The sequence below is a fragment of the Rhodococcus sp. NPDC003322 genome, from assembly GCF_053589555.1.
In genome coordinates, this window is sequence record NZ_JBSFSC010000003.1 from 166,001 (window position 1) to 192,123 (window position 26,123).

The window sequence follows — 26,123 nt, forward strand, 5'->3', positions numbered from 1 at the left end:
AGGGTGGTGGGATGGCCGGGCTGACACGTCGCGGGTTTCTGATCGGGACGTGGGGGGCCGTGCTCACGTCCGCGGGGGTCGGCTGCGGCGGCGGCGAGCAGACCGAGGCGTCGACCGGCGCCACGCTGACGACACGCTACGGTCGCACCGTGGTCGGTGCCGACCCGCACCGTGTCGTCAGCGTCGGCTACAACGACCACGACGTGGTCCTCGCCCTGGGTGTGATCCCCGTCGGGGTGTTCGACTGGTACGGCGACAAGCCCGACGCGACCTGGCCGTGGGCCCACGACCTGCTCGGCGGCGCGCACCCGACTGTCGTCGGTACCTCGAGCAGCGGCATCGACGTCGAGGCTGTCGCCTCGACCGACCCCGACCTGATCGTCGGCACCTACTCCGGGCTCACATTGCGCGAACACGACATGCTCTCCGTGCTCGCCCCGACCGTCGCACAGCCGGACGAGTTCGCCGACTTCGGTGTGCCGTGGCAGATCCAGACCCGGGTCATCGGCAAGGCTCTGGGCCGGTCGGCGAAGGCCAACCAACTCGTCCGGTCGGTGCAGCGACGGTTCACCGAGGTGGCCGCCGCGAATCCGTCGTTCGCGGGTAAGACCGTGATCGTCGGCGCGCTCAAAGGGCCAGGTCAGTTCGGCGTCTACGGTCCCGAGGACCCGAAGGTTCGGTTCTTCACCGAACTCGGTTTCGTCAACCCGCCCGTCACCCAGCGGATCACCGGAACCAACTTCGCGCCGATCAGCACCGAGCAGCTCACCCTCGCCGATGCCGATCTCCTCGTCTGGTACGCCGGCGGCGGCTTCGGCGACAAACTCCGAGCCGAACTCGACCGGACGCCGGTCTACGCGGATCTGCGCGCAGTCAGAGAAGGACGGGTCGTCGTCCTCGAGGACGACGCGGCCGAGGCGATGGCGTGGAGCACCGTGCTGTCACTGCCCTACGCGCTGGAGGAGATTCCCCCACGGATCGCGCCGCTGCTGGCCGGACACGGGCCGCGCACCGTGCCAGGCGCCGGGTGAGGTTCGCGGGCTGCACCGTCTCGGGCCCGTACGACACCGTCATGGGCTAGGTTCGTCGGCACGCGTGCCCGGGCGGAGACAGCCGGTATCGCCGGCGCGGGGCACGGCACGAAGGGGCGGTCGAGGCATGGGTGTTACTCGGACAGCGTTGGTCACCGGGGCGTCGTCGGGCATCGGCGAAGCCGTGGCACGGGCGCTCGCCGGTCGCGGCTGGAAGGTGTACGGCACCAGCCGGAACCCGTCCTCGCTCCCGCACCCGATTCCCGGCGTCGAGTACCTGCCGCTGGACCTGACCGACGAGGCGAGCATCGTCGCGTGCGCCGAGGCCGCGGGCGCGGTGGACGTGCTGGTGAACAACGCGGGGGAGAGCCAGAGCGGGCCACTCGAGGAATTGCCGATGGAGGCGATCGAGCGACTGTTCCGCACCAACGTGTTCGGGGCGGTCCGCCTGACCCAGTTGCTGCTTCCCGGCATGCGGGCCCGGAACTACGGGCGCGTGGTGATGGTCGGGTCGATGCTCGCGAGTTTCCCCCTCGCACACCGCTCCTCGTACGTGGCGACGAAGGCAGCGATCAAGGGCTTCGCGACCGCCGCGCGACGTGAGGTGTCACCCTTCGGGGTTGCGATCACCACCGTCGAACCCGGGTCGATCAGTACCGGCATCGGTGAGCGCCGCACCCACTACCTCGCCGAGGGGTCGCCCTACACCGACGACTACCGCACGATGATCGAACATCTCGACGCCAACGAACGGTCCGGCATCACCGCCGACCGGGTGGCTCAGACCGTGCTCGCCGCCATCGACGCGGACAAGCCGAAGCCGCTGTACGCGGTCGGCAGCAACGCGCCGGTGGTGTTCGCGCTACGCCGGATCGCGCCCCGCGGGCTCGTCGAGAAGATGATCGCCCGGCGGCACGGCCTGCGCTGAGTCCGCGACCGCGGTGTCGTGGTGGTCGCCGCCGAGATTGAGCACCACCACACCGGCGACGATGAGGGCCAGGCCCGCCACCTTCGCGATCGAGAGCGGCTCACCGAGCAGCACCACCCCGATCACCGCGACCGCTGCGGTGCCGATGCCCGACCACAGCGCGTAGGTCAAGCTCACCGGGAGGGTTCGCAACGCCTGCGCCATGCACGCGAACGACGTGACGTAGCCGGCGATCACGACCAGTGACAGGGCGGGCCGGGTGAACTGTTCGGTGCTGGCGAGCAGGACGGTGGCGATGATCTCGCTGGTGATCGCCGCCGCGAGGAACGCCCACGCACGCGCTCGGGCGGTCACGCGACACCACCGAGGTTCAGTGCGACGACACCGGCGATCACCAGACCGATCCCGAGGATCTTCGACGCCGAGCGGGGTTCGTGCAGGATCAGCATCCCGATCGCCGCGATGACGGCGGTGCCGACGCCAGCCCACACCGCGTACGCCACCCCGACATCCAATTGGCGCAGGGCCTGCGACAGGCAGTACAGCGCCGCGCCGTACAGGCCCAGCACCGCGACGGTCGGACCGGGCCTGCGGAACCCGTCGCTGCGCGGAAGCAGACTGGTGCCCGCCACTTCCGCGCAGATCGCCACCGCCAGGAACACCCACGCCGTCGTCATGGCCGCCAAACCTAGTCGGCGAACACCGGTGGTTGGCGTTCACGCCACGGCACCGCCTGCTCGAGTTGCGCCGCGACCGCAAGCAGCAGGTCCTCGCGTCCGACCGCGGCGACGAGCTGCACCCCGATCGGCAGTCCCTCACGGCTCTGCCCGAGGGGCAGGCTGATCGCCGGATTGCCGGAGACGTTGAACGCGGCGGTGAACGGGCCGACCTCGAGAATCCGGCGGATCCACGAGCGCACCGTGTGGCCGTCCTCGTCGTAGTCGAGCGTGCCGTGGGGTGGGGGCAGCTGCGCCAGCGTCGGCGTCACCAGCACGTCGACGGTCGTGAAGAACGTGCCCACCGCACGGGTCACGCGGCCCTGCGCGTCGAGTCCGGCAGCGACGTCGAGCATCGTCGCCGCGGCGGTCTCGCCGAGCACGACCCTCGAAACAGCTTCGAGCAGATCGGGACTCGGACGCACCGGTGCCCGCAGCATCGCCGCCCCGGTGGCGTACGCGGTGAGCACACACGCCTCGACCACGTCGTCCGCATCGACCGGCGGGGCACCCTCGACGACGTCGTGCCCGATCCACTCGAGCACCCGCCCGACGTTCACCGCCGCGTCGGCGACCTGACGGTCGACCGGGGCGCCGGCGGCCGTGGACACCGCGATCCGCAGCCGGCCGGGATCGGTGCGGGCGGCGGTGGCGTACGGCCGGGCCGGGGGAGCCGCGGCGTACTTCTCACCCACGATCGGTCCGCTGACCGCGTCCAGGAGTGTCGCGCAGTCCCGCACCGTGCGGGTGAGCCCGAACTCGTACACCTGCCCGAATCCGACCTCGCCGGCGGGAACACTGCCCGAGGCTTCGCCCGAGAGGGACGACTCCACCGGCACTCGGCCCCGGCTCGGTTTCAGCCCGACCAGTCCGCAACACGACGCGGGCACCCGCAGCGACCCGGCGCCGTCGTTGCCGTGGGCGATCGGTACCGCACCCGCCGCGACCAGCGCGGCCGAGCCGCCGCTCGACCCGCCGGTCCCTCGGGTCGGGTCCCACGGGTTGCGCGTCGGCCCGTATCGACGGGATTCGGTCGCGAAGTTCAACCCCAGCTCGGGAGCGGTGCTCTGGCCCAACGCGACCAGCCCGGCCGATCGCAGTCGCCCCATGAGTACGTGGTCCTCGCGCGCGACGGCGCCGCGGATCGCACGGCTGCCCAGGGTGAACGGCACTCCCCGCACGAACGGGCCGCTGTCCTTGACCACGAACGGCACCCCCGCGAGCGGTCCGGTCGGGTCGGCCACCGGGGCAGGGTCGAACAGGGGCAGCGTCAACGCATTCAGGTCGGCGTTCACCGCGTCGAGTGCGCGCCGCGCAACCGACTCGACCTCGGCCGCGGTCACGTCCCCGGACCGGATCGCGGCGGCCAGCCCGACCGCGTCGAGGCTCGCGTATTCGTGGAGATGCACTGTGCCATCACACCCTGGAGGCGGCGGATCGGCCATCGAATTTCGGTACCCGAGAGCGCAGTCGGGTTAGCCTCGGGCATGGCCACCGTACGCGCCGCCACCCGATCCGACGTCCCCGCAACCGCCCGCGTGCTGGCGCGGGCCTTCGATGACGACCCGGTGATGACGTGGATGTGGCCCGACGCCGCAGACCGGCGGCGAGGCCTGCCGCGGATGTTCGCCGCCTTCACCCGGCATCACCACCTGGCGCACGGCGGGGTCGAGCTGGCCGCAGCCGACGGCGGCACCGTCGGGGCCACGTTGTGGGATCCCCCCGGCCACTGGCGCCAGTCCGGGTGGACCCAGGTGTTGATGATGCCCTCGATCATGCGGGCGTTCGGCCGCCGCGCCGGCGTCGCTCGCGCGGTGGGCGAGACGATGGAGTCGGTGCATCCGGAGGAGCCGCACTGGTACCTCAGCGCCATCGGGACCGACCCGACTGCCCGGGGCGCGGGTCACGGCCGGGAACTGATGCGGTCGCGCCTCGGCCGCTGCGACATCGAACACGCGCCCGCCTACCTCGAGTCGAGCAAGGAGTCGAACGTGCCCTACTACCAGCGCTTCGGCTTCGAGGTGACCCGAGAAATCGTGATACCCGACGGTGGTCCCACGCTGTGGGCCATGTGGCGCGAACCACGGTAGGTGCCGTTCTCTAGAATTGCGCAGGTGACCAGTGCCGCGCCGCAAGACCCCAAGAACCCCGCCGACGCCCTCCCGAAGAGCTGGGACCCCAGCACCGTCGAGGAGCAGTTGTACGAGGGCTGGGTAGCGGCCGGATACTTCGAGGCCGACGCGACCAGCGACAAGCCCGGCTATTCCATCGTCCTGCCGCCGCCGAACGTCACCGGCAGCCTGCACATGGGCCACGCCCTCGACCACACCCTGATGGACGCGCTGACCCGCCGCAAGCGGATGCAGGGCTACGAGGTGCTGTGGCTGCCGGGCATGGACCACGCCGGCATCGCCACCCAGACCATCGTCGAGAAGCAGCTCGCCGCCGACGGCACCAAGAAGGAAGACCTCGGTCGCGAGGCGTTCATCGAACGGGTGTGGGACTGGAAGCGAGAGTCCGGCGGCACCATCCAGGGCCAGATGCGTCGCATCGGCGACGGCGTCGACTGGTCCCGGGACCGTTTCACCATGGACGAGGGGCTGTCCCGTGCCGTCCAGACCATCTTCAAGCGGCTCTACGACGACGGCCTGATCTACCGCGCCGAGCGCCTGGTCAACTGGTCGCCGGTGCTGCAGACGGCGATCTCCGACATCGAGGTGAAGTTCGAGGAGGTCGAGGGCGAGCTCGTGTCGCTGCGCTACGGCTCCCTCGACGACGCCGAGCCGCACGTGATCGTCGCGACCACCCGCGTCGAGACCATGCTCGGCGACACCGCCGTCGCCGTGCACCCCGACGACGAGCGCTACAAGCACCTGGTCGGCACCACCCTCGAGCACCCGTTCACCGGCCGCCGGATCCCGATCATCGCCGACGACTACGTCGACCCCGAGTTCGGCACCGGCGCCGTGAAGATCACCCCGGCGCACGACCCCAACGACTTCGAGATGGGCCTGCGGCACAACCTGCCGATGCCGACCATCATGGACAAGACCGGCAAGATCGCCGACACCGGAACGCAATTCGACGGCATGGACCGGTTCGAGGCCCGGGTGAAGGTGCGCGAGGCCCTCGCCGAGCAGGGGCGCGTCGTCGCCGAGAAGCGTCCGTACGTGCACAGCGTCGGCCACTCCGAGCGGTCCGGCGAGACCATCGAGCCGCGGCTGTCGATGCAGTGGTGGGTCAAGGTCGACTCGCTCGCCAAGGCTGCCGGCGACGCGGTCCGGAGCGGCGAGACCACCATCCACCCGGCCAGCCAGGAACCGCGCTGGTTCGCGTGGGTCGACAACATGCACGACTGGTGCATCTCCCGCCAGCTGTGGTGGGGCCACCGGATCCCGATCTGGTACGGCCCGAACGGCGAGGTGCAGTGCTTCGGCCCCGACGAGACCGCACCCGAGGGCTGGGAGCAGGATCCCGACGTCCTCGACACCTGGTTCTCGTCCGGACTGTGGCCGTTCTCCACGATGGGCTGGCCGGACAAGACTCCGGAGCTCGAGAAGTTCTATCCCACCAGCGTTCTCGTCACCGGCTACGACATCCTGTTCTTCTGGGTGGCGCGGATGATGATGTTCGGTACGTACGTCTCCGGCGACGACGCCGTGCAGGGCGGCACCGTGCCGTTCACCGACCTGTTCCTGCACGGCCTGGTCCGCGACCAGTTCGGCAAGAAGATGTCGAAGTCCCGCGGCAACGGCATCGACCCGCTGGACTGGGTGGACCGTTTCGGCGCCGACGCGCTGCGCTTCACCCTGGCCCGCGGTGCCAACCCGGGCAGCGACCTCGCGGTCGGTGAGGACCACGCGCAGTCGTCCCGCAACTTCGCGAACAAGCTGTTCAACGCCACCAAGTTCGCGCTCATGAACGGCGCCGTCGTAGCCGACCTGCCGCCGCGCGAGCAGCTCACCGACGCCGACCGTTGGATCCTGGACCGCCTCGAGCAGGTCCGCACCGAGGTCGACGAGGCGTTCGAGCGCTTCGAGTTCTCCAAGGCGTGCGAGGCGCTGTACCACTTCGCGTGGGACGAGGTCTGCGACTGGTACCTCGAACTGGCCAAGGTCCAGGTGGCCGAGGGCTCCGTGCACGCCGACGGCACCAAGGCTGTGCTCGGCAACGTCCTCGACACGCTGCTGCGTCTGCTGCACCCGGTGATCCCGTTCGTCACCGAGACCCTGTGGAAGGTGCTCACCGGTGGCGAGTCCGTGGTGATCGCGTCCTGGCCGTCCGCAACCGGCGTCCCTGCCGACGCCGACTCCGCCCGCCGGATCGGTGACCTGCAGAAACTTGTCACCGAGATCCGCCGGTTCCGCAGCGACCAGGGCCTCAAGCCGTCCCAGAAGGTGGCCGCCCGGCTGACCGGCGCCGCCGACGCGGACATCGAGGGCCAGCTGGCGGCAGTGTCCTCGCTCGCCAAGCTCACCGAGCCCGCGGACGGGTTCGCCGCCACCGCATCGGTGGAGGTGCGGCTGAGCCGCGCCACCGTCACCGTCGAGCTCGACACCTCCGGTGCCGTCGACCTCGGCGCCGAGCGCAAGCGACTGGAGAAGGATCTCGCGGTCGCCGAGAAGGAACTCGCCGGCACTGCCGCGAAGCTGGGCAACGAGGCGTTCCTCGCCAAGGCGCCCGACGCCGTCGTGGACAAGATCCGCGGCCGGCAGCAGGTGGCGCAGGAGGAGATCGCCCGCATCACCGCGCGACTGAAGGAGTTGGGTCAGGCGTGAGCGACGAGCAGGGGACACCGTCCCCGGTGGATCTCGCGGAGCTGGCACTGGTCGAGGCGGAACTCGACAAGCGTTGGCCCGAGACGAAGATCGAGCCGTCCCTGACCCGGATCGCGGCGCTGATGGACCTGCTCGGGTCGCCGCAGCAGGCATACCCGGCGATCCACGTCGCCGGAACCAACGGCAAGACGTCGGTGACCCGGATGGTCGACGCCCTGCTCACCCGGCTGCATCGCCGGGTGGGCCGGACCACCAGTCCGCACCTGCAGCTGGCGACCGAGCGGATCAGCATCGACGGCACGCCGATCTCGCCGCGCACCTACGTCGACACCTACAACGAGCTCGCGCCGTACATCCAGATGGTCGACACCCAGTCGCAGGCTGCGGGTGGCCCGGCGATGAGCAAGTTCGAGGTGCTCACCGCGATGGCGTTCGCCGCGTTCGCCGAGGCGCCCGTCGACGTCGGCGTCATCGAGGTCGGGCTCGGGGGCCGCTGGGACGCAACGAATGTCATCGACGGTCAGGTCGCGGTGATCACTCCGATCAGCCTCGACCACGCCGAGTACCTGGGTACCGATCTCGCCGGTATCGCCGCCGAGAAGGCCGGGATCATCAAGAAGGCACCCGACTCGCTGGTCCCGCGCGACACCGTGGCGATCCTGGCGCAGCAGGAACCCGAGGTGATGGACGTACTCCTGCGTCGCGCCGTCGAGGCGGACGCCGCCGTCGCGCGCGAGGGATTGGAGTTCAAGGTCCTGGCCCGGCAGATCGCCGTCGGCGGGCAGCAACTCGAACTGCAGGGCCTCGGCGGCGTGTACACCGACATCTTCCTGCCGATGCACGGCGAGCACCAGGCGCGCAACGCCGCCCTCGCCCTCGCAGCGGTCGAGGCGTTCTTCGGCGCAGGACCGGACCGGCAGCTCGACGTCGACGCGATCCGTGAAGGCTTTGCGTCCCTGACGAATCCGGGTCGGCTCGAACGGGTCCGCAGCGCGCCGACGGTGTTCCTCGACGCCGCGCACAATCCCGACGGCGCTCGCGCGCTCGCCGCGGCCCTGGCCGCCGAGTTCGATTTCCGCAAGCTCGTCGGTGTCGTCGCGGTTCTCGGGGACAAGGACGCCGACGGCATTCTCACCGCGCTCGAGCCGGTGTTCGACGAGATCGTCGTCACCCGCAACGGCTCTCCGCGCGCGATGGACGTCGAGCAACTCGCCGACCTGGCCGTCGCCCGTTTCGGCGACGAACGGGTGGTGGTGGCACCGACGCTCCCGGATGCGCTCGAGACGGCGATCGGGCTGGCAGAGGAGGTCGCCGAACCCGGCGAGGCCATCTCGGGAGCCGGCGTCGTCGTGACCGGATCCGTCGTCACCGCGGGTGAGGCCCGCACCCTGTTCGGAAAGGACCCCGCGTGAGCACCCCCGACAACTCGGCGGCAGACGAATTCGGCGGATTCAAGCCGCCCACCACCGACCCGTGGAAGGGATTCCGCGGCGTGTGCTCCGGCACCCTGATCCTCGAGGCCATCGTGGTCTTCCTCGGGATCCCCGCGGTCGCCAAGCTCGGTACGGGCATCGGTACCGGCTCGATCGTGTATCTGACCGTCCTGGGTGTCCTGATGATCCTGGCGTGCGGTGTGCAGTCCCGTCCGTGGGCGTTGGGCCTGGACCTCGGCCTGCAGGTGGCGCTGATCGCGGGTTGGTTCATCCATCCGGCGATCGGTGTGATGGGCCTGGTCTTCGCCGCGGTGTGGATGTACCTGCTGTATCTGCGCAAGGACATCCAGACGCGGATCGAGCGGGGACTGCTTCACGGCCAGCGGGACTGACCCACTACTCTGACACCCCGTGACTGAGCGCACCCTGGTACTGATCAAGCCCGACGGCGTTGCCCGCAACCTCGTCGGGGACATCCTCGCGCGAGTTGAGCGCAAGGGCCTGTCCGTCGCCGCGCTGGAGATGCGGACCGCCGACGTCGACGTCGCGGGCAAGCACTACGCCGAGCACGCCGAGCGTTCGTTCTACCCGGACCTGCTCGAGTTCATCACCTCCGGCCCGCTCGTCGCGGCCGTCGTCGAGGGTCACCGCGCCATCGCCGCGTTCCGGCAGATCGCCGGCGGCACCGACCCGGTCGAGAAGGCGCTCCCCGGGACCATTCGTGGCGACTACGCCCTCGACGGTCAGCAGAACCTCGTGCACGGATCGGATTCGACCGAGTCCGCCGAGCGCGAGATCGCGCTCTGGTTCCCGCAGCTCGCCCGCTCCTGAAGTTCCCCACTCTCACGACCCGCCTCAGGTTCCCCGGCCTCGCGCCGGGGAACCTGAGGCGGTTTCGGGTGGCTGTGGTGCGGCGTTGGCGCGGGCCGCAGTCGACGTGTGGGATACTGGTGACGGTCGACCCGCACCCGCTTCGTGGTGACTCGAATTCGGGTGTGGTCCGACCGGATGACACCACGACTCGATGCCCGCATCGCTGCCGCCCGGCGGAGGAAATCCCTCCCCGTCGGCACGCTGGATGATCAGGCGCACGGGACGCGGAGATCAGCCTGCCAGGCGCCGCACGAATTGGACGTGACCGCTTCGATCACCGACAAACCGTGCGGGGCGAGACCAGACGAACTCACACCCAGGTGTGAGCACACAGACAGCGCCCTCGAGTGGCCGCGCACATCCGCATGGGTGGACGCGCCCGGGGGCCCGAGGAGACTTACGTGGCCGATCAAGCGCCGCCCGAAACTTCACAGCCCACCGAGCCGGCCTTCCCGGAGAAGATGCGCGTCCACGCGCTGGCGAAGATGCTGGGACTGACCAGCAAGCAGGTCCTCGCCCAGCTCGCCGAGTTCGGCGTGGAACTGCGCAGCGCGCAGTCCAGCCTCGACCGCGCGCTCGCCGAACGCGTGCACGCCGCGCAGAGTGCGCCCGAAGCCGCGCCGGCCGAGCCCACCGGTGCCGAGTCCACCGGTGCCGAGCCCGCCGCCGAAGCGGTGCGGGCCGGAGCCGATCTGATCGCCGAGGCGCAGATCCCCGAACAGCCGGGCCTGTTCACCGACGTGGACACCGAGCAGGCGCCCGCCCCGGCGGACGAGGCTCCGCTGTTCCAGGCGCCGTTGTTCCTGCAGCCCGAGGCCCCGGTAGCCGAGCCCGCCCCGCGTCGTCGCCGTGCCCGACGAGAGGCCGCGGCTCCCGACGAGGCCGCGCCGATCGAGGTCACCACGGCTGGGGTCGCCGAGCCGGCTGCCGCCGAGCCCGCGGTCGTCGAGCCGACCGCGACGGAGGAGGCCGCGACCGAGGCGCCCGCCGAAGCGCACGCCGAGGACGAGACCGGCGAGGGTCACGGCCGTCGCCGCCGCCGTGGCCGCCGTGGCCGAGGGCGTGGCCGAGGCGAGCAGGGCTCGGAGAGCGAGACCACCGAAGAGGCAGAGGCGACCGAGGCCGAGACCGCCGAGGAGACGTCCGGCGGCCCGGAGTCCGAGGGCGCCGAAACCGCGGAGGCAGAAACCGAGGGCGAAGCGGCCGAGGGCGAGGAGACCGAGGGCGAGGAAGGCGGAACCAGCCGTCGCCGCCGTCGTCGCCGCCGCCGCAAGGGCAGCGCCGACACCGACACCACCGAGGACGACGGCGTCGCGACGGTGGTCCACGAACGTGAACCCCGCACCAAGGCCCGGGCGAAGGACGAGGTGCAGGGCATCTCCGGCTCCACCCGGCTCGAGGCGAAGCGGCAGCGCCGTCGCGACGGACGTGACGCAGGCCGTCGGCGCCCGCCGATCCTGACCGAGTCCGAGTTCCTGGCCCGCCGCGAGGCGGTGGACCGGGTGATGGTGGTCCGCGAGAAGAGCGGTGCCGCGCACCCCGACGGCCTGACGCAGGTGGCGGTGCTCGAGGACGAGGTCCTCGTCGAGCACTTCGTCACCACGTCGGCGTCCGCGTCGATGGTCGGCAACGTCTACCTCGGCCGCGTGCAGAACGTGCTGCCGTCGATGGAGGCCGCGTTCATCGACATCGGACGCGGACGCAACGGTGTCCTGTACGCCGGCGAGGTCAACTGGGATGCCGCTGGACTGGGCGGGAACAGCCGCAAGATCGAGCAGGCACTCAAGCCCGGCGACCAGGTGCTGGTTCAGGTCTCCAAGGACCCCGTCGGACACAAGGGTGCCCGGCTGACCACGCAGATCTCCCTCGCGGGCCGGTTCCTCGTGTACGTGCCGGGCGGCACGTCCACCGGAATCAGCCGCAAGCTGCCCGACACCGAACGCAAGCGTCTCAAGGAGATCCTGCGTGAGGTCGTGCCGCCGGAGGCCGGTGTGATCATCCGCACCGCAGCCGAGGGCGTCAGCGAAGAGGAGCTCGCCCGCGACGTGCAGCGGTTGCAGTCGCAGTGGAGCGAGATCGAGAAGCAGGCCGAGGCCGCGGACAAGGGCAAGTCGGGCAACCCGAAGGCCCTCTACGAGGAGCCCGACCTGCTGGTGAAGGTCGTGCGCGACCTGTTCAACGAGGACTTCTCCAAGATCGTCATCGAGGGCGAGAAGTCCTGGTCGACGGTGGAGAACTACATCAAGACCGTCGCCCCCGACCTGCTGCCGCGGGTCGAGCGGTACGAGCCGCAGTCCGGTGGACCGGACATCTTCGCGGTCAAGCGGATCGACGAGCAGCTCGCCAAGGCGCTCGACCGCAAGGTGTGGCTGCCGTCCGGCGGCACCCTGGTCATCGACCGCACCGAGGCGATGACCGTCGTCGACGTCAACACCGGCAAGTTCACGGGATCCGGCGGCAACCTCGAGGAGACCGTCACCCGCAACAACCTCGAAGCCGCCGAGGAGATCGTGCGGCAGATGCGGCTGCGCGACATCGGCGGCATGATCGTCGTCGACTTCATCGACATGGTGCTCGAGTCGAACCGGGACCTGGTCCTGCGCCGGCTCACCGAGGCGCTCGGCCGGGACCGTACCCGCCACCAGGTCTCCGAGGTCACCTCGCTGGGCCTGGTCCAGATGACCCGCAAGAAGCTGGGCACGGGCCTCGTCGAGGCGTTCTCCACCACGTGTGAGCACTGCCACGGACGCGGCATCATCGTGCACGCCGACCCCGTCGAGGTGCGCTCCGGTGACGACGGTGGCGCGCGGACTCAGGGCAAGGGCGAGTCGGGCGGTGGCCGTCGCAAGCGGGGCCGCGACAAGTCGGCCGCGCCCGCCGAGCAGCCGGTGGTGGAGAAGAACGGACACACCCCCGAAGCGGACGCGACCGCCAAGCGCGCCCACCCGGTGGCACTCGCGATGGCCGCGCACCTGCACGACGAGGAGGCACCCGCAGAGCCTTCGGGTGAGGTGAAGGCCGGCGAACCGGAGACCACCACGCAGGCGGAGCCCGAAGTCGTCGCAGCGGTCGAGCCGGCCGCTGCTGCGGAGTCGGCCGCTGCTGCGGAGGCGGAGCCCGAAACAGTCGCCGAGGCGGAGCCCGAAGCAGTCGCGGTGGCGGAGCCGGAAGCTGTTGCGGTGGCGGAGCCGGAAGCTGTTGCGGTGGCGGAGCCCGAAGTTGTCGCCGAAGTGATCGAGGCACCCGCCGCACCTGCGCGTGGGCGTCGCCGGGCACGACGTGCCTCCCGTGCGTCGGCCGCGCCGACGGCCACCGACATCCCGGAGTCGGGCACGGTGGTCACCATCGCGGCCCCCGAGCGGGTGGAGGAGCCGACCGCGGTCGTCGTCGAGGCGCCGGTCGCGGAGCCGGCGGTGTCCGGCGGTGACGGCACCGCGCCGGAACCCGTCGTGGCGAAGCGCCGGCCCCGCAGGCGCGCCGCCGGACGTCCTGCGGGACCGCCCGCGGAGGCGTGAGCGGCCGACCGGTCGAGGTCACGGGAATGGTGACGGGTGGGGCGGTTTGACCCTGCCTCGCGCCATCCCGTAATCTTGACCGGTCGCTACTCGGTGACACAGCTCTGCTGCGCCCGACAGGGTGCCGGGGGTGTCCGGGAAGCAAGTACACCAGACCAGTCGCGTGGCTACTGCCGCGCGAGCACGTTCGAACTAGCAAGGGGTAGCCGTCGATGGCAACGTATGCGATCGTCAAGACCGGCGGAAAGCAGTACAAGGTCGCTGTTGGTGACCTCGTCAAGGTCGAGAAGATCGAGGGTGAGCCCGGCGCTGCTGTCTCGCTGACCCCGGTTCTCGTCGTCGACGGATCCGAGCTGACCACCGACGCCGACAAGCTGGCCAAGGTCACTGTCACCGGTGAGGTCGTCGAGCACACCAAGGGCCCGAAGATCCGGATCCACAAGTTCAAGAACAAGACCGGCTACCACAAGCGTCAGGGCCACCGGCAGAAGCTGACGGTCCTCAAGGTCACCGGCATCAAGTAACTCGAACTTCCGAGACTTTTTCTAGAACCCAGGAGGGTCCGTCATGGCACATAAGAAGGGTGCATCCAGCTCGCGCAACGGTCGCGATTCGAATGCCCAGCGACTCGGCGTGAAGCGTTTCGGCGGTCAGTCCGTCAGCGCAGGCGAGATCCTGGTGCGTCAGCGCGGCACGCACTTCCACCCGGGCGTCAACGTCGGCCGTGGCGGCGACGACACCCTGTTCGCCCTCGCTGCCGGTGCCGTGGAGTTCGGCACCAAGCGTGGACGCAAGACCGTGAACATCGTTCCGGTCGAAGCACAGGCCTGAGTCTGCTGCTTCGAGCAACGCTTCCAGGAGGGGCGGGCCAGGGTCACACACCCGGCCCGCCCCTCTTGCTTTTCACCGACTGAAGGAAAGGGATCCGGCAGTCATGTCACGATTCATCGACCGCGTGGTGCTGCACGTCAGCGCAGGCAAGGGCGGCAACGGTTGCGCCTCCGTGCACCGCGAGAAGTTCAAGCCGCTCGGCGGCCCCGACGGCGGCAACGGCGGCCGGGGCGGTGACGTGGTCCTCGTCGTCGACTCCAACGTGCACACGCTGCTGGACTTCCACTTCCACCCGCGCGCCAAGGCCACCAACGGCAGGCAGGGCGAGGGCGGAAACCGGGAGGGCGGCAACGGTTCCGACCTGATCCTCAAGGTTCCGGACGGCACCGTCGTGCTGGACAAGGACGGCCGGATCCTCGCCGACATGATCGGCACCGGAACGCAGTTCATCGCCGCGCAGGGCGGTCGCGGTGGCCTCGGCAACGCGGCGCTGTCGTCGAAGGCACGCAAGGCGCCCGGCTTCGCCCTCCTCGGCGAAGAGGGTGTCGAGCGCGACCTGGTGCTGGAACTGAAGTCGGTCGCCGACGTCGGCCTGGTCGGTTTCCCGTCCGCGGGTAAGTCGTCGCTGGTGTCCGTCCTGTCCGCCGCCAAGCCCAAGATCGCGGACTACCCGTTCACCACGCTGCAGCCGAACCTCGGTGTCGTCTCCAGCGGTGACACCACCTTCACCGTCGCGGACGTGCCCGGCCTGATCCCCGGCGCCAGCGACGGCCGCGGTCTCGGCCTGGACTTTCTGCGTCACCTCGAGCGGTGCGCGGTGCTGGCACACGTCGTCGACTGTGCCACTCTCGAACCGGGCCGCGACCCGGTGTCCGACGTCGACGCGCTCGAGGCGGAACTGGCGGCGTACAAGCCCGCCCTGTCCGGCGACGCGAGCCTCGGCGACCTGGCGGACCGGCCGCGCATCGTGATCCTCAACAAGGCCGACGTGCCGGACGCCGCGGAACTCGCCGAGATGGTGACTCCCGAATTCGAATCGCGCGGCTGGCCCGTGTTCACGATCTCCGCGGTGAGCAGGGAAGGCCTGCGGCCCTTGACCTTCGCGCTCGCGAAGATGGTCGAGGAGTACCGCATCGCGCATCCGCCGGCTGCGCCGAAGCGTCAGGTGATCCGGCCGATCGCCGCCGACGAGACCGGGTTCAGCATCATCGCCGACCCCGAGACCCCCGGTGGATTCATCGTCCGCGGCACCCGTCCCGAGCGCTGGATCCGGCAGACCGCATTCGACAACGACGAGGCCGTTGGCTACCTCGCAGACCGGCTGGCCCGGCTCGGTGTCGAGGACCAGCTCGTCAAGATGGGTGCCGAGCCCGGTTGCTCGGTCACCATCGGTGACGTCAGCTTCGACTGGGAGCCGCAGACTCCCGCCGGCGTCGATCTCACCCGTACCGGACGCGGCACCGACGCCCGACTCGACCAGGTCGATCGCATCGGTGCCGCCGAACGCAAGCACGCGCACCGGGTTCGGCGCGGCCTCGAGGCCGCGGACCCCGAAGACCAGTGACCGGGGTGTCGAGCACTCGCACCCAGATCGCGGGCGCACGCAGCGTCGTGGTGAAGATCGGCTCGTCCGCGTTGACGAGCCTCGAATCCGGTTTGGACCGGCGCAAACTCGATGCCCTCGCGGACGCGATCGAGGCGCGGATGCAGGCCGGATCCGATGTGGTCGTCGTGTCGTCGGGCGCGGTCGGTGCGGGCATCGCCCCGCTCGGGTTGTCGAGGCGTCCCCGGGACCTCGCGACCAAGCAGGCCGCGGCCAGCGTGGGCCAGCTCCGGCTCGCACACGCCTGGGGCACGTCGTTCCACCGCTACGGCCGGGTGGTCGGGCAGGTGCTGCTCACCGCCGACGACATCGCCCGCCGCACCCAGTACCGCAACGCGCAGCGGACCCTCGACCGGCTGCGGTCCCTGCACGCGGTCGCGGTGGTCAACGAGAACGACACCGTCGCCACGGCGGAGCTGCGGTTCGGTGACAACGACCGGCTCGCGGCGATGGTCGCACACCTGGTCAGTGCCGACGCGCTGGTCCTGCTGTCCGACGTCGACGGCCTCTACGACGGTGATCCCCGCAAGGGCGGTGCGACGCTGATCCCGGAGGTGACCAGCCCCGAAGACCTCGACGGCGTGGTCGCCGGGTCCGGGGGAGCGCTCGGCACCGGCGGCATGGCGTCGAAGCTGTCCGCGGCCCGGCTCGCCGCCGACTCCGGGGTGCCGGTGCTGCTCGCCGCCGCGACCGACGCCGCGGAGGCACTGTCGGCCGCGAGCGTCGGCACCGCGTTCGCGGCGCGGCCCACCCGGCTGTCGGCGCGCAAGTTCTGGGTCCGGCACGCCGCCGACACCCGGGGGGAGCTGCACCTCGACGCCGGCGCGGTCCGGGCCGTCGTGGACAAGCGCCGATCGCTGCTGCCCGCGGGCATCACCGCCACGAGCGGGCGGTTCCTCGGCGGTGATGTGGTGTCGCTCGTCGGCCCCGAGGGTGCGCCCGTGGCGCGAGGGGTGGTGGCGTACGACGAAGCCGAACTCGAGGAGATGCTCGGCCGGTCGACGATGGAGCTGCCCTCCGACATGCAGCGCCCCGTCGTCCACGCCGACGACCTGGTCCGCCTCTGACCCCACCCCGGGGGAGGGTGGAAGCCGGTAAGGGTCAGGTGGTGAGGGCGGCGAGGGTTTCGGAGCAGCCGGCGTCGAGCTTGAGGGTTGCGAACTCGTCGCCGCGGGTGGTGCCGCGGTTGACGATCGCGACGGGCATGCCGAGCTTCGCGGCGCGCCGGACGAACCGCAGGCCCGACATCACCGTCAGCGACGAGCCCAGCACCAGCAGCAGGTCGGCGGACTCGACCATGGCGAACGCGGCGTCGACGCGGTCGCGGGGGACGGACTCGCCGAAGTACACGATGTCCGGCTTGAGGATGCCACCGCAGCGTTCGCAGTCGACGACGCGGAAGTGTGCGGTCTCCTCGATCACCGCATCGGCATCCGGCGCGATCTCGACGCCCGTTGCGGCGGCGACGGATTCGGCGAATCCGGGGTTCGCGGCGTCGAGGCGTTCGGCGAGGGCGATGCGCGAGATCCGGTGCTCGCAGCCCATGCATCGCACCTGCGCGTAGCTGCCGTGCAGGTCGATCACCGACCTGCTGCCCGCCTTGGTGTGGAGCAGGTCGACGTTCTGGGTGAGCACGCCGCGTACCACGCCGGCCCGTTCGAGCGCGGCCAGTGCGCGATGCCCCGCGTTGGGCCGGGTGCCGTCCATGTACCGCCAGCCGAGGTGGTTCCGCGCCCAGTAGTGCCGCCGGAACTCGGCATCGCCCATGAACTGCTGGTACGTCATCGGGTTGCGGGGAGGGGAGTCGGGCCCGCGGTAGTCGGGGATGCCGGAGTCCGTGGACACACCCGCGCCGGTCAGCGCGACCGCGGTCCGGCCCCGGATCAGCGTCGCCAGGTTCGCGACATCCGTCGACGGCGGTACGGACGTGGCGGTCATGGAATCCAGGCTAACCCTGTCGTGAATCTTCAAGACCCTGAGCCTGCCGGCGGCGCAGGCTGGCTGTCATGACCACCGTTGATCCCATCCCCGCCGGATACCGCACCCTGACCCCGTTCCTCGCCGTGCCCGACGGCGCCGCCGCCCTCGACTTCTACCGCCGCGGCCTCGGCGCCGAGATCGTCGATCGGATGGACGCCCCCGGCGGCGGCGTGATGCACGCCGAGATCCGGGTCGGCGACTCGATGCTGCAACTGTCCGACGAGATGCCCGACTACGGTCTGCGCGCGCCCGAGCCGGGGTGGGTGCACAGTTCGCTGGTCGTGTATGTCGAGGACTGCGACGCCTTCGTCGATCGTGCCGTCGGAGAGGGCGCGACCCTCGTGACAGAGGTGCAGGACACCTTCTCCGGTGACCGGCACGGCGTGTTCATCGACCCGTTCGGTCACCGCTGGGCCGTGTGCACCAAGGTCGAGGACGTCCCGTCCGAGGAGGTCGCACGCCGCGCCCGGGAACTGTTCTACGCGTAGGTGTTTCGGTTCACACGCCGTGGTCGCCGTCAGCGGTCCCTGTGTTTGCCCTCGTCGTCGATCACCGTCGGCGGGCCGTCGGGGTGCGGTGCGCCGCCCTCGTTGAGCCAGTCGGCGATTTCGGCGGCGTCCTCGGATGTGACGGGCCGACGCTTGCTGAACAGGGATTTGACCTTGTTGCCGATCTTCGACATGAGCTGATGCTATCGGCGCGGGCGCCGCGGGCCGACGAGCCCGGCGAATCCCCAGCTACCCGGGCGTGGCATGCGACCGCCCATCGGTGGTCGGACCCGGCCGGGTCGAGGCCGGGTGTGAGAAGGTTGGCGGAGAAGCTTCCGACCAATCAGGAGATGTCGTGTCGACCACCTCGCTGCCGCTGGGGCGACCCGTGGGGTCCAAGGGGGAGGAGACGCGGGAGCGCATCATCGCGGCGGCGATGCGTTGCGTGGCCGAACTCGGGTACTCGCGTGCCACCATTCGCGAGATCGCGCGGACGGCCGGAATCACCAGCGGCAGTCTCTACCACTATTTCCCCAACAAGTCCGAGCTCGTCACCGCGACATTCCTCGAGCTCGCGGAGCTCTCGATTCCTCGGTTCACGGCCGCCGCGGACCGGGCGGACGGCGTCGTCGACAAGCTCATGGCGGTGTTCGACGAGGGTGGCCGGCTGATGCGCGACTACCCCTTCGCGGTTGCGTTCGATCGGGCCATCCGGGTCGAGGCGGCCGAACATCTGCATCTCGGCGAGGACAGCGATTCGATCTTCGCGGCGCTGCGCGGTGTCGTGGTCGGCATCGTCGAGCAGGCGGACGCGGACGGTGCACTCGCTTCGGGCGTGGAGGTCGACAGCGCTGTGAACGTGATCCACGCGATTCTGCGCGGGCTCAACGAGCAGGCGGCGACGGCGACACCGGAGGAGTACCACGCGACGGTGCGTGCGTTGAAGTTGCTGCTCCAGGGCAGTCTGTTCCACATGACCGGATAGACGCATCACGCACCGCGGTGGCTCCGCGGTGCGTGATGCGCTATTGGTCACGCCGTGCTGTCAGCGAAAGTCGCTCTGGCTCAGGCCGACATCGGCGAGGGTCATCGGCTGACCGAAATCGGCCGTGTACTTGCGAGGCGGAATGTCGCAGCGGTAGATGCCGTTGTCGGGCTTGAAGTCCGCGGCGGTCCATCCACTGGACGTCGCGCGCTCGACGTTGAAACAGGGTTGCGGCGGAATCGGTTCGGCCAGGTTTGCCGCGGCGTGCAATCCGCCTCCGGTCCAGGCGGTCTCCTGCTGTGCCTGGTTGAACACACACGCGCGGGTGAGGTCGTCACCGCAGTGTGACGCCGCCTTGGCGAACAGCAACCAGGACGACCACGCCCGCATGGCGGGCAGTGTGATCTTCGCGTCCGGCGCGTACTTGTCGTACAGCGACCGGAGTTCGGCAACGGTGGGGTCGTCGCTCTCCAGCGGGGTCATGCCGCTGAGGTCGACGACGTTGTTCTGGAAATCTGCGGACTTGCCCAGCAATTCGATGAACTGGGGGTTGTAGGCGTTGTTGTTCGCGTCGATCCAGTCGAGCTTGTAGTCCATGGCGGTGAGGACGTCCTCGAGCTTCGCGAGTTGCTCCCAGGTTCCCATGAAGATGAGACCCTTGACGCCCTTGCTCTTGATGGCCTGGGCGTATGGCGTCCAGTCCGACACCCCCATGGCCGGGTACAGCTCGTCGTAGACGACCGTCGCACCCATGGATGCGAGCGTCTCGGCGTTCATCTGACCGAGGACCTTGGTGACGGCCGAGTCGCCGTTGATCATGCCGACGGCCGCCTTGGAGTCCGGATACGCCTCGTTCAGCGTCCACGTGCGGAACCCGGCGTAGTTGTCGTATCCCGGGATCTTCGCCGGCGATGCACTTATCTCGAGGTCGGCGCCTGCGGACCGTTCCTGGACCACCTGGGCAGGAAAGCTCGGCAACAGGCAGCTGAGCCGTTCCTTGACGCCGAGGGCATCGAGGCCCGCGCCGCCGCCGCACAGTGCGAAGTCCTCCCGGCACGCTTCGATCATCCGCTGCCGCGGCTCCATCAGCTTCGCGTCGCGGGTCTCCGCGACGATCTTGCGGCCGTTGATGCCGCCGGCGTCGTTGCACCACGACGTGAACACCTTTGCGGCGTCGACGAACTCGGAGTTCTTCGTGAATCCGATGTCGGAGAACACCCCGACCTGGATTGCGTCGGCGGTGACGCCCTGGGCGGACGCACTCGAGGCGTCTCCGGGCTGACAGATGTCCGTCAGATCACCGAAATCGGCGGAGGCCGCAGCCCCCGAGGGCGACTTCGCGGGCCCCGCGTCGGATTCCACGCTACCGCTGCGGCCGCTGCATCCGGCGACCAGCACGGCCGTCGCCGCCAGCGCTACCACTACCTTGTGTCGTTTCAACGATGGCTCCTTCTCTCGGCCTAGGTGTTGCGCCCGCCGTTCACGCCGAGAATCTGGCCGGTGATGTAGCCGGCTTCCTCGGACGCGAGGAACGAGCACGCGGCGGCGATGTCCTCGGGCCGGCCCGCCCGGCGGACCGGGGTGCGTGCGATGTGCTCGTCCACGGTGCCGCCCAGCTGACCGCGGGACTCGGCCCGGCGCAGCATCGGGGTGTCGACGAACCCCGGAGGAACGGCGTTGACCGTGACACCCCGCGGGCCGTACTCCAGTGCGAGCGCCTTGGTCAGGCCGTTCACCCCGGACTTCGCGGCGACATACGAGGACATGAACGGCTGGCCCGAATGGGTACTGGACGAGGAGATGTTGACGATCCGGCCCCAGCCTGCTTCGACCATGTCGGGCAGCGTGGCCTGGGTGCAGTGGAAGACGCCGTGCAGGTTGACGTCGATCGTCGCCCGCCATTGCTCGAAGGTCAGCTTGCGGAACGGTCCGAACACCTCGTTCCCCGCCCCGTTGACCAGGATCGTCACCGGCCCGAACCGCTCGCGGACCTCGGCGAGGGCCTCCTCCACCCGGTTCCGGTCGGTGACGTCCACGACGTAGCCGTGCTCGTCGTCGGCCGGCGCCAGGTCGAACACCGCGACCCGGTGTCCGTCGAGCCGCAGCCGCTGTGCGACCGACTTCCCGATGCCGGACCCGCCTCCGGTGACCACCGCGGTCCGCGCTGCGCTCACGTCCACGGCTCGTCACCGACGACGGTGCTGCGCCGCATGAGACGTTCGGACGACGCGTCGTAGGGCAGGGCACGGTGCAGCATCCCGGTGTTGTCCCACACCACCATGTCCCCGGCCTCCCACTCGTGGGTGTGGCAGAAGCGTTCCTGCGTCGCCCACTCCTGCACCTCGTCGAGAAGGGCGCGGCTCTCGACCGGGTCCATCCCGACGACGTGGTCGGCGGTCGCACCGATCACGAGCGATCGGCGGCCGTCGCGGCGTTCCCAGATCAGCGACGACTCGTGGGTGGGCAGCGTCCGCCAGCCGGCGAGCTGTTCGTCCGTCGGATCGGGGCAGGCGGTGCGCTGCGCCGCCTCGAAACTGTGCAGCACCCGAAGTCCTTCGTACCGTTTGCGTTCCGCCTCCGGCAGTGCCTCGTAGGCCGCGTAGGTGCTGGCGAACTCCGTGCCACCGCCGGTCGCTGCGGGCTGCCGGCAGGTCAGCACCGTCACCTTCGCCGGTACGTCACTGCAGGTGTCGTCGATGTGCCAGTTCAGGGTGGCGTGGAGGTACTCGGCCGACCGGCTGACCGCCGGATCGAGGGAGACGGTCATCAGTTCCATGCCCGTCCGTGGTTGCACCACCTCGCCGAACCGCCGGCTGAAGGCGAGCTGTGCCTCGTCGTCGAGGTGCAGTCCCCGCACCACCAGGACGCCGCGCCACCGCAGGGCCTCGGTGAGACGCGCGACGACGGTGTCGTCGGTGAGATCGACGTCGCCGGTCACCTCGACACCGAAGGTGGCGGCCAGGGCTTTCGTCGCCATCATCGGATTCCCCTCCGGCTCACAGGGACACGCCGGCTCGGTCGAGGCACCGGTGTACCGCCTCCATGTACGCGGTTTGGCCGTGGAACGGCCCGCTCACCCCGATCGCGACCTCGAGGAAGGGGCTGTACTCGTCGTTGACGTGGGTCTCCCAGCGGGTGATCTCGGCGTCGTCGTTGGTCTCGACGAAACTGTACGAGTAGAAGCCCATCGAGACGCCGTCGACCGTGGTGCCCTGCCAGCGGGTCTTCATGACGAAGCCGTTCTCCGCCGGCCAGTGCTTGAAGCTCGTCGGCTTCCAGTCCGGGAAGGTCAGCGAATACGCCTTGGCCTCCAGGGTTGAGGTCCGGGCCGTGTCCTCGGCGACCTCGCTCATGAGGATCACCTGCTCGCCCGTGAAGTAGGGCGAGGTGTAGATCGCGTCGGGCGCGAATTTCCACGCACCCGGGCCGTTTTCGTCGGTGTACTCCTCGCCGTCCTGCACACCTTGACGCAGGTATGCGTTGCCGTAGCCCTCGGCCATGGCGCGATGGCGTGCGATGCGTTCTTCCAATTCCACTTTCGGTCTCCTCACTCGAATGTTGTGAATGCTGGGTGCCGGCAACCGGTCACCCCGAGATCTCGACGCCCTCGTAGCTCTCGAGCATCCCGTTATCCGGCAGTGCCATCTGCAGGTAGACGTCGATGTGTCGGATCCTGTCCGAGTCGTCGAACTCGTACACCGACACCGAGTTGACGACGCTGCTGAAATCGCCGATGGTGCTGCGTTCTTCGAGTTCGAGGAACACCGCGTCCGGCGTCTCGGTGACGCGCTTGAACGAGCAGTCCCAGTCGGAGGATGTGGCCCAGTTGGTGAGGAACTCGACGTAGCCGGTCCAGTCCATCACTTCCTTGAAGTTCCCCACACGCTCGAACTCGTCGACTGCCACCAGGCGAGCCAGCGGCGCCCAGCCGTCGGTGGTGAAGCCGGGCTTCTTCGCCTCGTCGACGAGACGTTTGGTGGTGAGGCCGTACTCGAGGACGCGGCGTGCGCGCCCGGTGTGCTCGTCGAGGACGTCTTCGATTCGCTTTTCGGTCATGGGTTTCTGCTCCCGTCTCAGGACGTCGCGGCTGCGTCGAGGTAGCGGTCGACGACGGCGTGGTAGTGCGCGATGACGACTTCCTCCTTGACCAGGGTGAGGTGGTCGAGTGCGCGATTGCGCAGACCCCGTTGCTGTCGCGGCATCTGCTCGTAGTCCTGCTGGAGGGCGAGGAAGTACTTGAAGCTCCCCGGCTCGTCGACCTCGATCGGTTCGGCGCGGTAGGCGTCACGCAACTCCTGTGGCAGCCACATATAGCTCGTGACGTGCCAGATGCAGCGGTTCGGGTCGCCGTCCGGATCGGGCAGAGCCATGATGACGGTGGCCTCGCCGGCCCGGATCGTCATGAAGAAGTTGGGGAAGAGCACCCATCCGTGGTTGTCGCTCATCTGCGCATCGGTGAGCTCGCTGACGTCCAGGCCCATCGCAGTCAGGGTGTCCCGGGTCGCTTCCTGCAGAATCGTCCGGGCGGTCACTCCGTCCGGGAAGGTCAGCGGGCTGCCCTCGGTGCGGTGCGCGTCGACGAGTTCCTCGAATCGGGGCAGGATCGCGGTGAGAGACGGGAAGGTTTCGGGGAGTTCGCGGATTCCTTCGACCTGTTCCTCGGGGCCGGCGTCACCGACCTGCGCGACCTCGAACGGCGCGCACGAGACGATGTGCTTGTCCAGGAAGCGGTAACGGCTCATCGTCGGGTCGATCGTGATCGCCCTGAGCAACTGGGGGTGGATTCCGGAGATGTGATAACCCTCGGAGAAGGCGTCGATGACCACCTTCCAGTTGCAGTCCAGTCCCTCGCGGACGTTCATGACGGTGACCATGTCCTCGAGGTGATACGGCTCGAGCATCGCGCGGACCTCGGGGCCGAGGAAGTCGGCCAGTGGTTCCGCGTCCGGGTCGGGATTGAGGAAGACGAACCCGGCGAAGGTGTCGACCGAGACCTCGAGCAGTGAGTTCTCGTCCTTGTCGATCGGTCCGAGCACCTTCTCGTGCAGGACGCCGCGCAGTTTGCCGTCGAGATCGTAGGACCACAGGTGGTACTGGCACAGGAATCGCTTCGAGTTTCCCCGGCCGGCGCACAGCGGGTTGCCCCGGTGTCGGCAGGCGTTGACGAAGCCCCTGATCCGCTCGTCCTTGCCGCGCACGAGGATGAAGGACTGGTCCAGAATCTGGTAGACCTTCCAGTCGCCGACCGCGGGCAGTTCGTCGACGCGACCGGCGATCTGCCAGATCTTCATCCAGACCGCATCGCGTTCCCGGTCGGCGTATTCGCGGGAGGTGTAGCGGTCGGTGGGAACGCGCATGGTGAACTCGTCGGGTCCGATGTCGGCCAGGCCGCGACCGGTGTCCACCCAGTCGCCCGGACGCGGGGGCTGTGCCGAGTCGGGTGTCGTTGATACGGACTGCATCGAATTCGCTCCTCTTGGTGGTGAGCACCCCGGTGTCGGGGGAGGGCTGTGGGTTCACCGACACCCGTACGCCGGGTGTCGGTGAAGGAACTGTCTGTGGCGCAGATGGTTACGAGACAGGTGTGGACACGTCGAGGCATGCCCCGACGGCACGAGCGCGCAATGGCTGGTGCCGGGGACCGGTGACGGTCGTACAACTGGTGGTGAGTGGTGCCGGTTTCCGATCGAAACGGAGACCGCAGATCACGTGCGGGACTGGCTCTCTCCCCGTGCGTCGAGGGCGCGACGCCGTGGTCGAGGTGAAGCTGTCTACGGGCTGACGTGCTCACAGGCGGGGGTGGTGTGACCGCGCCGGTGTCGCCGGACTGTGCGTCGGGTTCGCGCGGTGGGCGCGGACCCCCATCCCCTAAAATCAATCGCGTGATTGATTAATTCATGATGACCACAGCGGTCCGGGGTTGTCAATGGGATTCGGCGGATTCGGCACGAGACAGCAGTGCGCCCCGGGTGGCGACCGGTGCGAGTGCAACCGGTTGCCACCCGGGGCGCGGGGGAGCGTGTCAGTTGGCCGGTCAGTAACCGGTCGACGGGTCGATCCGGGCGACCAGCGGCTCGCCGCCCGCGAAGCGGGCGACATTGGCGGCGACGTGCTCGGCGAATGCCGGGGGCCGCACCGCCGGCGGGTTCGAGCAGTGCGGGGTGATGATGGCGTTCGGCAGGGCCCACAGCGGATGCCCGTCGGGCAGCGGTTCGGGGTCGGTGACGTCGAGCCCGGCACCGCCGATCGTGCCGTCGCGCAGCGCGGTGACGAGGGCGTCGGTGTCGACGAGGGAGCCGCGCGCCACGTTGATCACCCAGGACCGGGGGCCCAGCCGCCGCAACTCCTCGGCACCGACCAGGTGCCGGGTGTCGGCGGTCGCGGGGGCCGCGATCACGACATGGTCGACCTGGCTCCACATCTCGTCGGTGCGCTCGGCGGGCAGCGTCACCTCGGCGCCGGGTACCGGTGTTCCGGACCGGTTCACCGCCACCACGGTCGCGCCGACCGCCGTCAGCATCGGGACCAGCGCGCGGCCGATGCCGCCGGCGCCGAGGATGCCGACCCGGCTGCCACGCAGCGTCCCGACCCGGCCGAAGAACTCCTGCTGCCGCCAACGGGTCGCGGTGATCTGGTCGGGGAGCGAACGCACACCCGCAAGCAGCAGGGTGAGCGCGTGCTCGGCGACGGTGGCCGCGAACGCCCCCGCCGCCGAGGTCCATTCGACCCCCGGATGGCGGGCGATGATGCCCGCGGCGAACCACTCCTCGACCCCGGCCGAGTAGAGCTGCACCCAGCGGATCGACTCCGGCAGCGTCTCGGGGAACCTCTCCGGCCCGGCGTCCCAGACCAACGCCCGTGCCCCCTCCATCGGTGACCACTGTCCGCCGGCGCGGACGATCGCGTCCATCAGGGCCGGATCGGCGTGAGGTCCGAGGGCGACGGGCACGGGCGTCATGGCG

The 26,123-nt window shown here is 69.5% G+C and carries 26 protein-coding genes; 14 read left to right on the forward strand and 12 right to left on the reverse strand.

The features are described 5' to 3' along the window. The first annotated feature begins 11 nt into the window (after positions 1-11). Together ACWDUM_RS12995 and ACWDUM_RS13000 are read left to right on the forward strand one after the other, a co-directional pair. A complete protein-coding gene (locus ACWDUM_RS12995) occupies positions 12-1,031 on the forward strand; it encodes an iron-siderophore ABC transporter substrate-binding protein (RefSeq protein WP_450134301.1) in 1,020 nt (339 codons plus the stop codon). Between the two features lie 127 nt (positions 1,032-1,158). Beyond that, complete coding sequence (locus ACWDUM_RS13000) at positions 1,159-1,959, forward strand: SDR family oxidoreductase (RefSeq protein WP_450134302.1); 801 nt, start codon at positions 1,159-1,161, stop codon at positions 1,957-1,959. On the opposite strand, the gene ACWDUM_RS13005 is transcribed toward ACWDUM_RS13000, so the two are convergent. The 3 genes from ACWDUM_RS13005 to ACWDUM_RS13015 are packed head-to-tail and all read right to left on the reverse strand — an operon-like array spanning position 1,894 to position 4,084. Further along, positions 1,894-2,313: a DMT family transporter gene (locus tag ACWDUM_RS13005; protein ID WP_450134303.1), complete on the reverse strand. Its 420-nt coding sequence runs from the start codon at positions 2,311-2,313 to the stop codon at positions 1,894-1,896. The two genes, ACWDUM_RS13000 and ACWDUM_RS13005, sit on opposite strands and share 66 nt — an antisense overlap. Next, entirely contained in the window at positions 2,310-2,636 is a 327-nt protein-coding gene (locus ACWDUM_RS13010) for a DMT family transporter (RefSeq protein WP_450134304.1), read from the reverse strand. The genes ACWDUM_RS13005 and ACWDUM_RS13010 overlap by 4 nt, the downstream gene beginning before the upstream one ends. Before the next feature lie 11 nt (positions 2,637-2,647). After that, positions 2,648-4,084 (reverse strand): amidase, encoded by a 1,437-nt coding sequence (locus ACWDUM_RS13015; RefSeq protein WP_450134305.1) that lies wholly within the window; start codon positions 4,082-4,084, stop codon positions 2,648-2,650. Positions 4,085-4,162: 78 nt separating this feature from the next. Here ACWDUM_RS13015 and ACWDUM_RS13020 point away from each other — a divergent pair, with 78 nt between their 5' ends. The 10 genes from ACWDUM_RS13020 (at position 4,163) to proB (ending at position 16,775) form a co-directional block, all read left to right on the forward strand. Then, positions 4,163-4,765 (forward strand): GNAT family N-acetyltransferase, encoded by a 603-nt coding sequence (locus ACWDUM_RS13020; RefSeq protein WP_450134306.1) that lies wholly within the window; start codon positions 4,163-4,165, stop codon positions 4,763-4,765. Positions 4,766-4,789: 24 nt separating this feature from the next. After that, the gene (locus ACWDUM_RS13025; RefSeq protein ID WP_450134307.1) at positions 4,790-7,453 is read left to right on the forward strand and encodes a valine--tRNA ligase; all 2,664 of its coding nucleotides are present in this window, start codon (positions 4,790-4,792) and stop codon (positions 7,451-7,453) included. Beyond that, positions 7,450-8,865 (forward strand): bifunctional tetrahydrofolate synthase/dihydrofolate synthase, encoded by a 1,416-nt coding sequence (gene folC / locus ACWDUM_RS13030; RefSeq protein WP_450134308.1) that lies wholly within the window; start codon positions 7,450-7,452, stop codon positions 8,863-8,865. The genes ACWDUM_RS13025 and folC overlap by 4 nt, the downstream gene beginning before the upstream one ends. Then, complete coding sequence (locus tag ACWDUM_RS13035) at positions 8,862-9,278, forward strand: DUF4233 domain-containing protein (RefSeq protein WP_450112111.1); 417 nt, start codon at positions 8,862-8,864, stop codon at positions 9,276-9,278. Before folC ends, ACWDUM_RS13035 begins: the two co-directional genes overlap by 4 nt. Before the next feature lie 19 nt (positions 9,279-9,297). Continuing rightward, on the forward strand, positions 9,298-9,717 hold the full coding sequence (ndk, locus tag ACWDUM_RS13040; RefSeq protein ID WP_450112112.1) for a nucleoside-diphosphate kinase: 420 nt from the start codon (positions 9,298-9,300) through the stop codon (positions 9,715-9,717). A gap of 443 nt (positions 9,718-10,160) precedes the next feature. After that, positions 10,161-13,274 carry a translation initiation factor IF-2 N-terminal domain-containing protein gene (locus ACWDUM_RS13045; protein ID WP_450134309.1) on the forward strand — a complete coding sequence of 1,038 codons (3,114 nt, stop codon included), beginning with the start codon at positions 10,161-10,163 and terminating at the stop codon, positions 13,272-13,274. Between the two features lie 212 nt (positions 13,275-13,486). After that, positions 13,487-13,798 carry a 50S ribosomal protein L21 gene (gene rplU / locus ACWDUM_RS13050; protein ID WP_387470023.1) on the forward strand — a complete coding sequence of 104 codons (312 nt, stop codon included), beginning with the start codon at positions 13,487-13,489 and terminating at the stop codon, positions 13,796-13,798. Between the two features lie 43 nt (positions 13,799-13,841). Continuing rightward, complete coding sequence (gene rpmA, locus ACWDUM_RS13055) at positions 13,842-14,105, forward strand: 50S ribosomal protein L27 (RefSeq protein WP_345343038.1); 264 nt, start codon at positions 13,842-13,844, stop codon at positions 14,103-14,105. Positions 14,106-14,208: 103 nt separating this feature from the next. Continuing rightward, positions 14,209-15,669: a GTPase ObgE gene (gene obgE / locus ACWDUM_RS13060; protein WP_450112114.1), complete on the forward strand. Its 1,461-nt coding sequence runs from the start codon at positions 14,209-14,211 to the stop codon at positions 15,667-15,669. 5 nt (positions 15,670-15,674) lie between these two features. Continuing rightward, entirely contained in the window at positions 15,675-16,775 is a 1,101-nt protein-coding gene (gene proB / locus ACWDUM_RS13065) for a glutamate 5-kinase (protein WP_450134310.1), read from the forward strand. Between the two features lie 34 nt (positions 16,776-16,809). Here proB and ACWDUM_RS13070 read toward each other — a convergent pair whose 3' ends face one another. Continuing rightward, positions 16,810-17,646: an NAD-dependent protein deacetylase gene (locus ACWDUM_RS13070; protein WP_450134311.1), complete on the reverse strand. Its 837-nt coding sequence runs from the start codon at positions 17,644-17,646 to the stop codon at positions 16,810-16,812. A gap of 68 nt (positions 17,647-17,714) precedes the next feature. Between ACWDUM_RS13070 and ACWDUM_RS13075 the strand changes: the two genes are divergently transcribed. Then, on the forward strand, positions 17,715-18,176 hold the full coding sequence (locus ACWDUM_RS13075) for a VOC family protein (protein WP_450112117.1): 462 nt from the start codon (positions 17,715-17,717) through the stop codon (positions 18,174-18,176). A 29-nt stretch (positions 18,177-18,205) separates the two neighbouring features. Here the strand turns inward: ACWDUM_RS13075 and ACWDUM_RS13080 are convergent, their stop codons facing one another. After that, positions 18,206-18,370 carry a hypothetical protein gene (locus ACWDUM_RS13080; protein WP_450134312.1) on the reverse strand — a complete coding sequence of 55 codons (165 nt, stop codon included), beginning with the start codon at positions 18,368-18,370 and terminating at the stop codon, positions 18,206-18,208. 161 nt (positions 18,371-18,531) lie between these two features. Between ACWDUM_RS13080 and ACWDUM_RS13085 the strand changes: the two genes are divergently transcribed. Next, the gene (locus ACWDUM_RS13085; protein ID WP_450112119.1) at positions 18,532-19,161 is read left to right on the forward strand and encodes a TetR/AcrR family transcriptional regulator; all 630 of its coding nucleotides are present in this window, start codon (positions 18,532-18,534) and stop codon (positions 19,159-19,161) included. A gap of 60 nt (positions 19,162-19,221) precedes the next feature. Here the strand turns inward: ACWDUM_RS13085 and ACWDUM_RS13090 are convergent, their stop codons facing one another. The 7 genes from ACWDUM_RS13090 to ACWDUM_RS13120 all read right to left on the reverse strand — a co-directional run bounded on the left by ACWDUM_RS13090 (position 19,222) and on the right by ACWDUM_RS13120 (position 26,119). Further along, positions 19,222-20,601 (reverse strand): ABC transporter substrate-binding protein, encoded by a 1,380-nt coding sequence (locus ACWDUM_RS13090; RefSeq protein WP_450134313.1) that lies wholly within the window; start codon positions 20,599-20,601, stop codon positions 19,222-19,224. A gap of 20 nt (positions 20,602-20,621) precedes the next feature. After that, a complete protein-coding gene (locus ACWDUM_RS13095; RefSeq protein ID WP_450134314.1) occupies positions 20,622-21,335 on the reverse strand; it encodes an SDR family NAD(P)-dependent oxidoreductase in 714 nt (237 codons plus the stop codon). Continuing rightward, on the reverse strand, positions 21,332-22,141 hold the full coding sequence (locus tag ACWDUM_RS13100) for a TauD/TfdA dioxygenase family protein (RefSeq protein WP_450134315.1): 810 nt from the start codon (positions 22,139-22,141) through the stop codon (positions 21,332-21,334). The genes ACWDUM_RS13095 and ACWDUM_RS13100 overlap by 4 nt, the downstream gene beginning before the upstream one ends. 16 nt (positions 22,142-22,157) lie before the next feature. After that, positions 22,158-22,697, reverse strand: coding sequence for a hypothetical protein (locus ACWDUM_RS13105; RefSeq protein ID WP_450134316.1), 540 nt, complete (start codon positions 22,695-22,697; stop codon positions 22,158-22,160). A gap of 49 nt (positions 22,698-22,746) precedes the next feature. Continuing rightward, positions 22,747-23,217: a hypothetical protein gene (locus ACWDUM_RS13110; protein WP_450134317.1), complete on the reverse strand. Its 471-nt coding sequence runs from the start codon at positions 23,215-23,217 to the stop codon at positions 22,747-22,749. 17 nt (positions 23,218-23,234) lie between these two features. Further along, positions 23,235-24,623, reverse strand: coding sequence for an aromatic ring-hydroxylating oxygenase subunit alpha (locus ACWDUM_RS13115; protein WP_450134318.1), 1,389 nt, complete (start codon positions 24,621-24,623; stop codon positions 23,235-23,237). A 572-nt stretch (positions 24,624-25,195) separates the two neighbouring features. Further along, a complete protein-coding gene (locus tag ACWDUM_RS13120; protein WP_450134319.1) occupies positions 25,196-26,119 on the reverse strand; it encodes a D-isomer specific 2-hydroxyacid dehydrogenase family protein in 924 nt (307 codons plus the stop codon). Positions 26,120-26,123 lie beyond the last annotated feature (4 nt).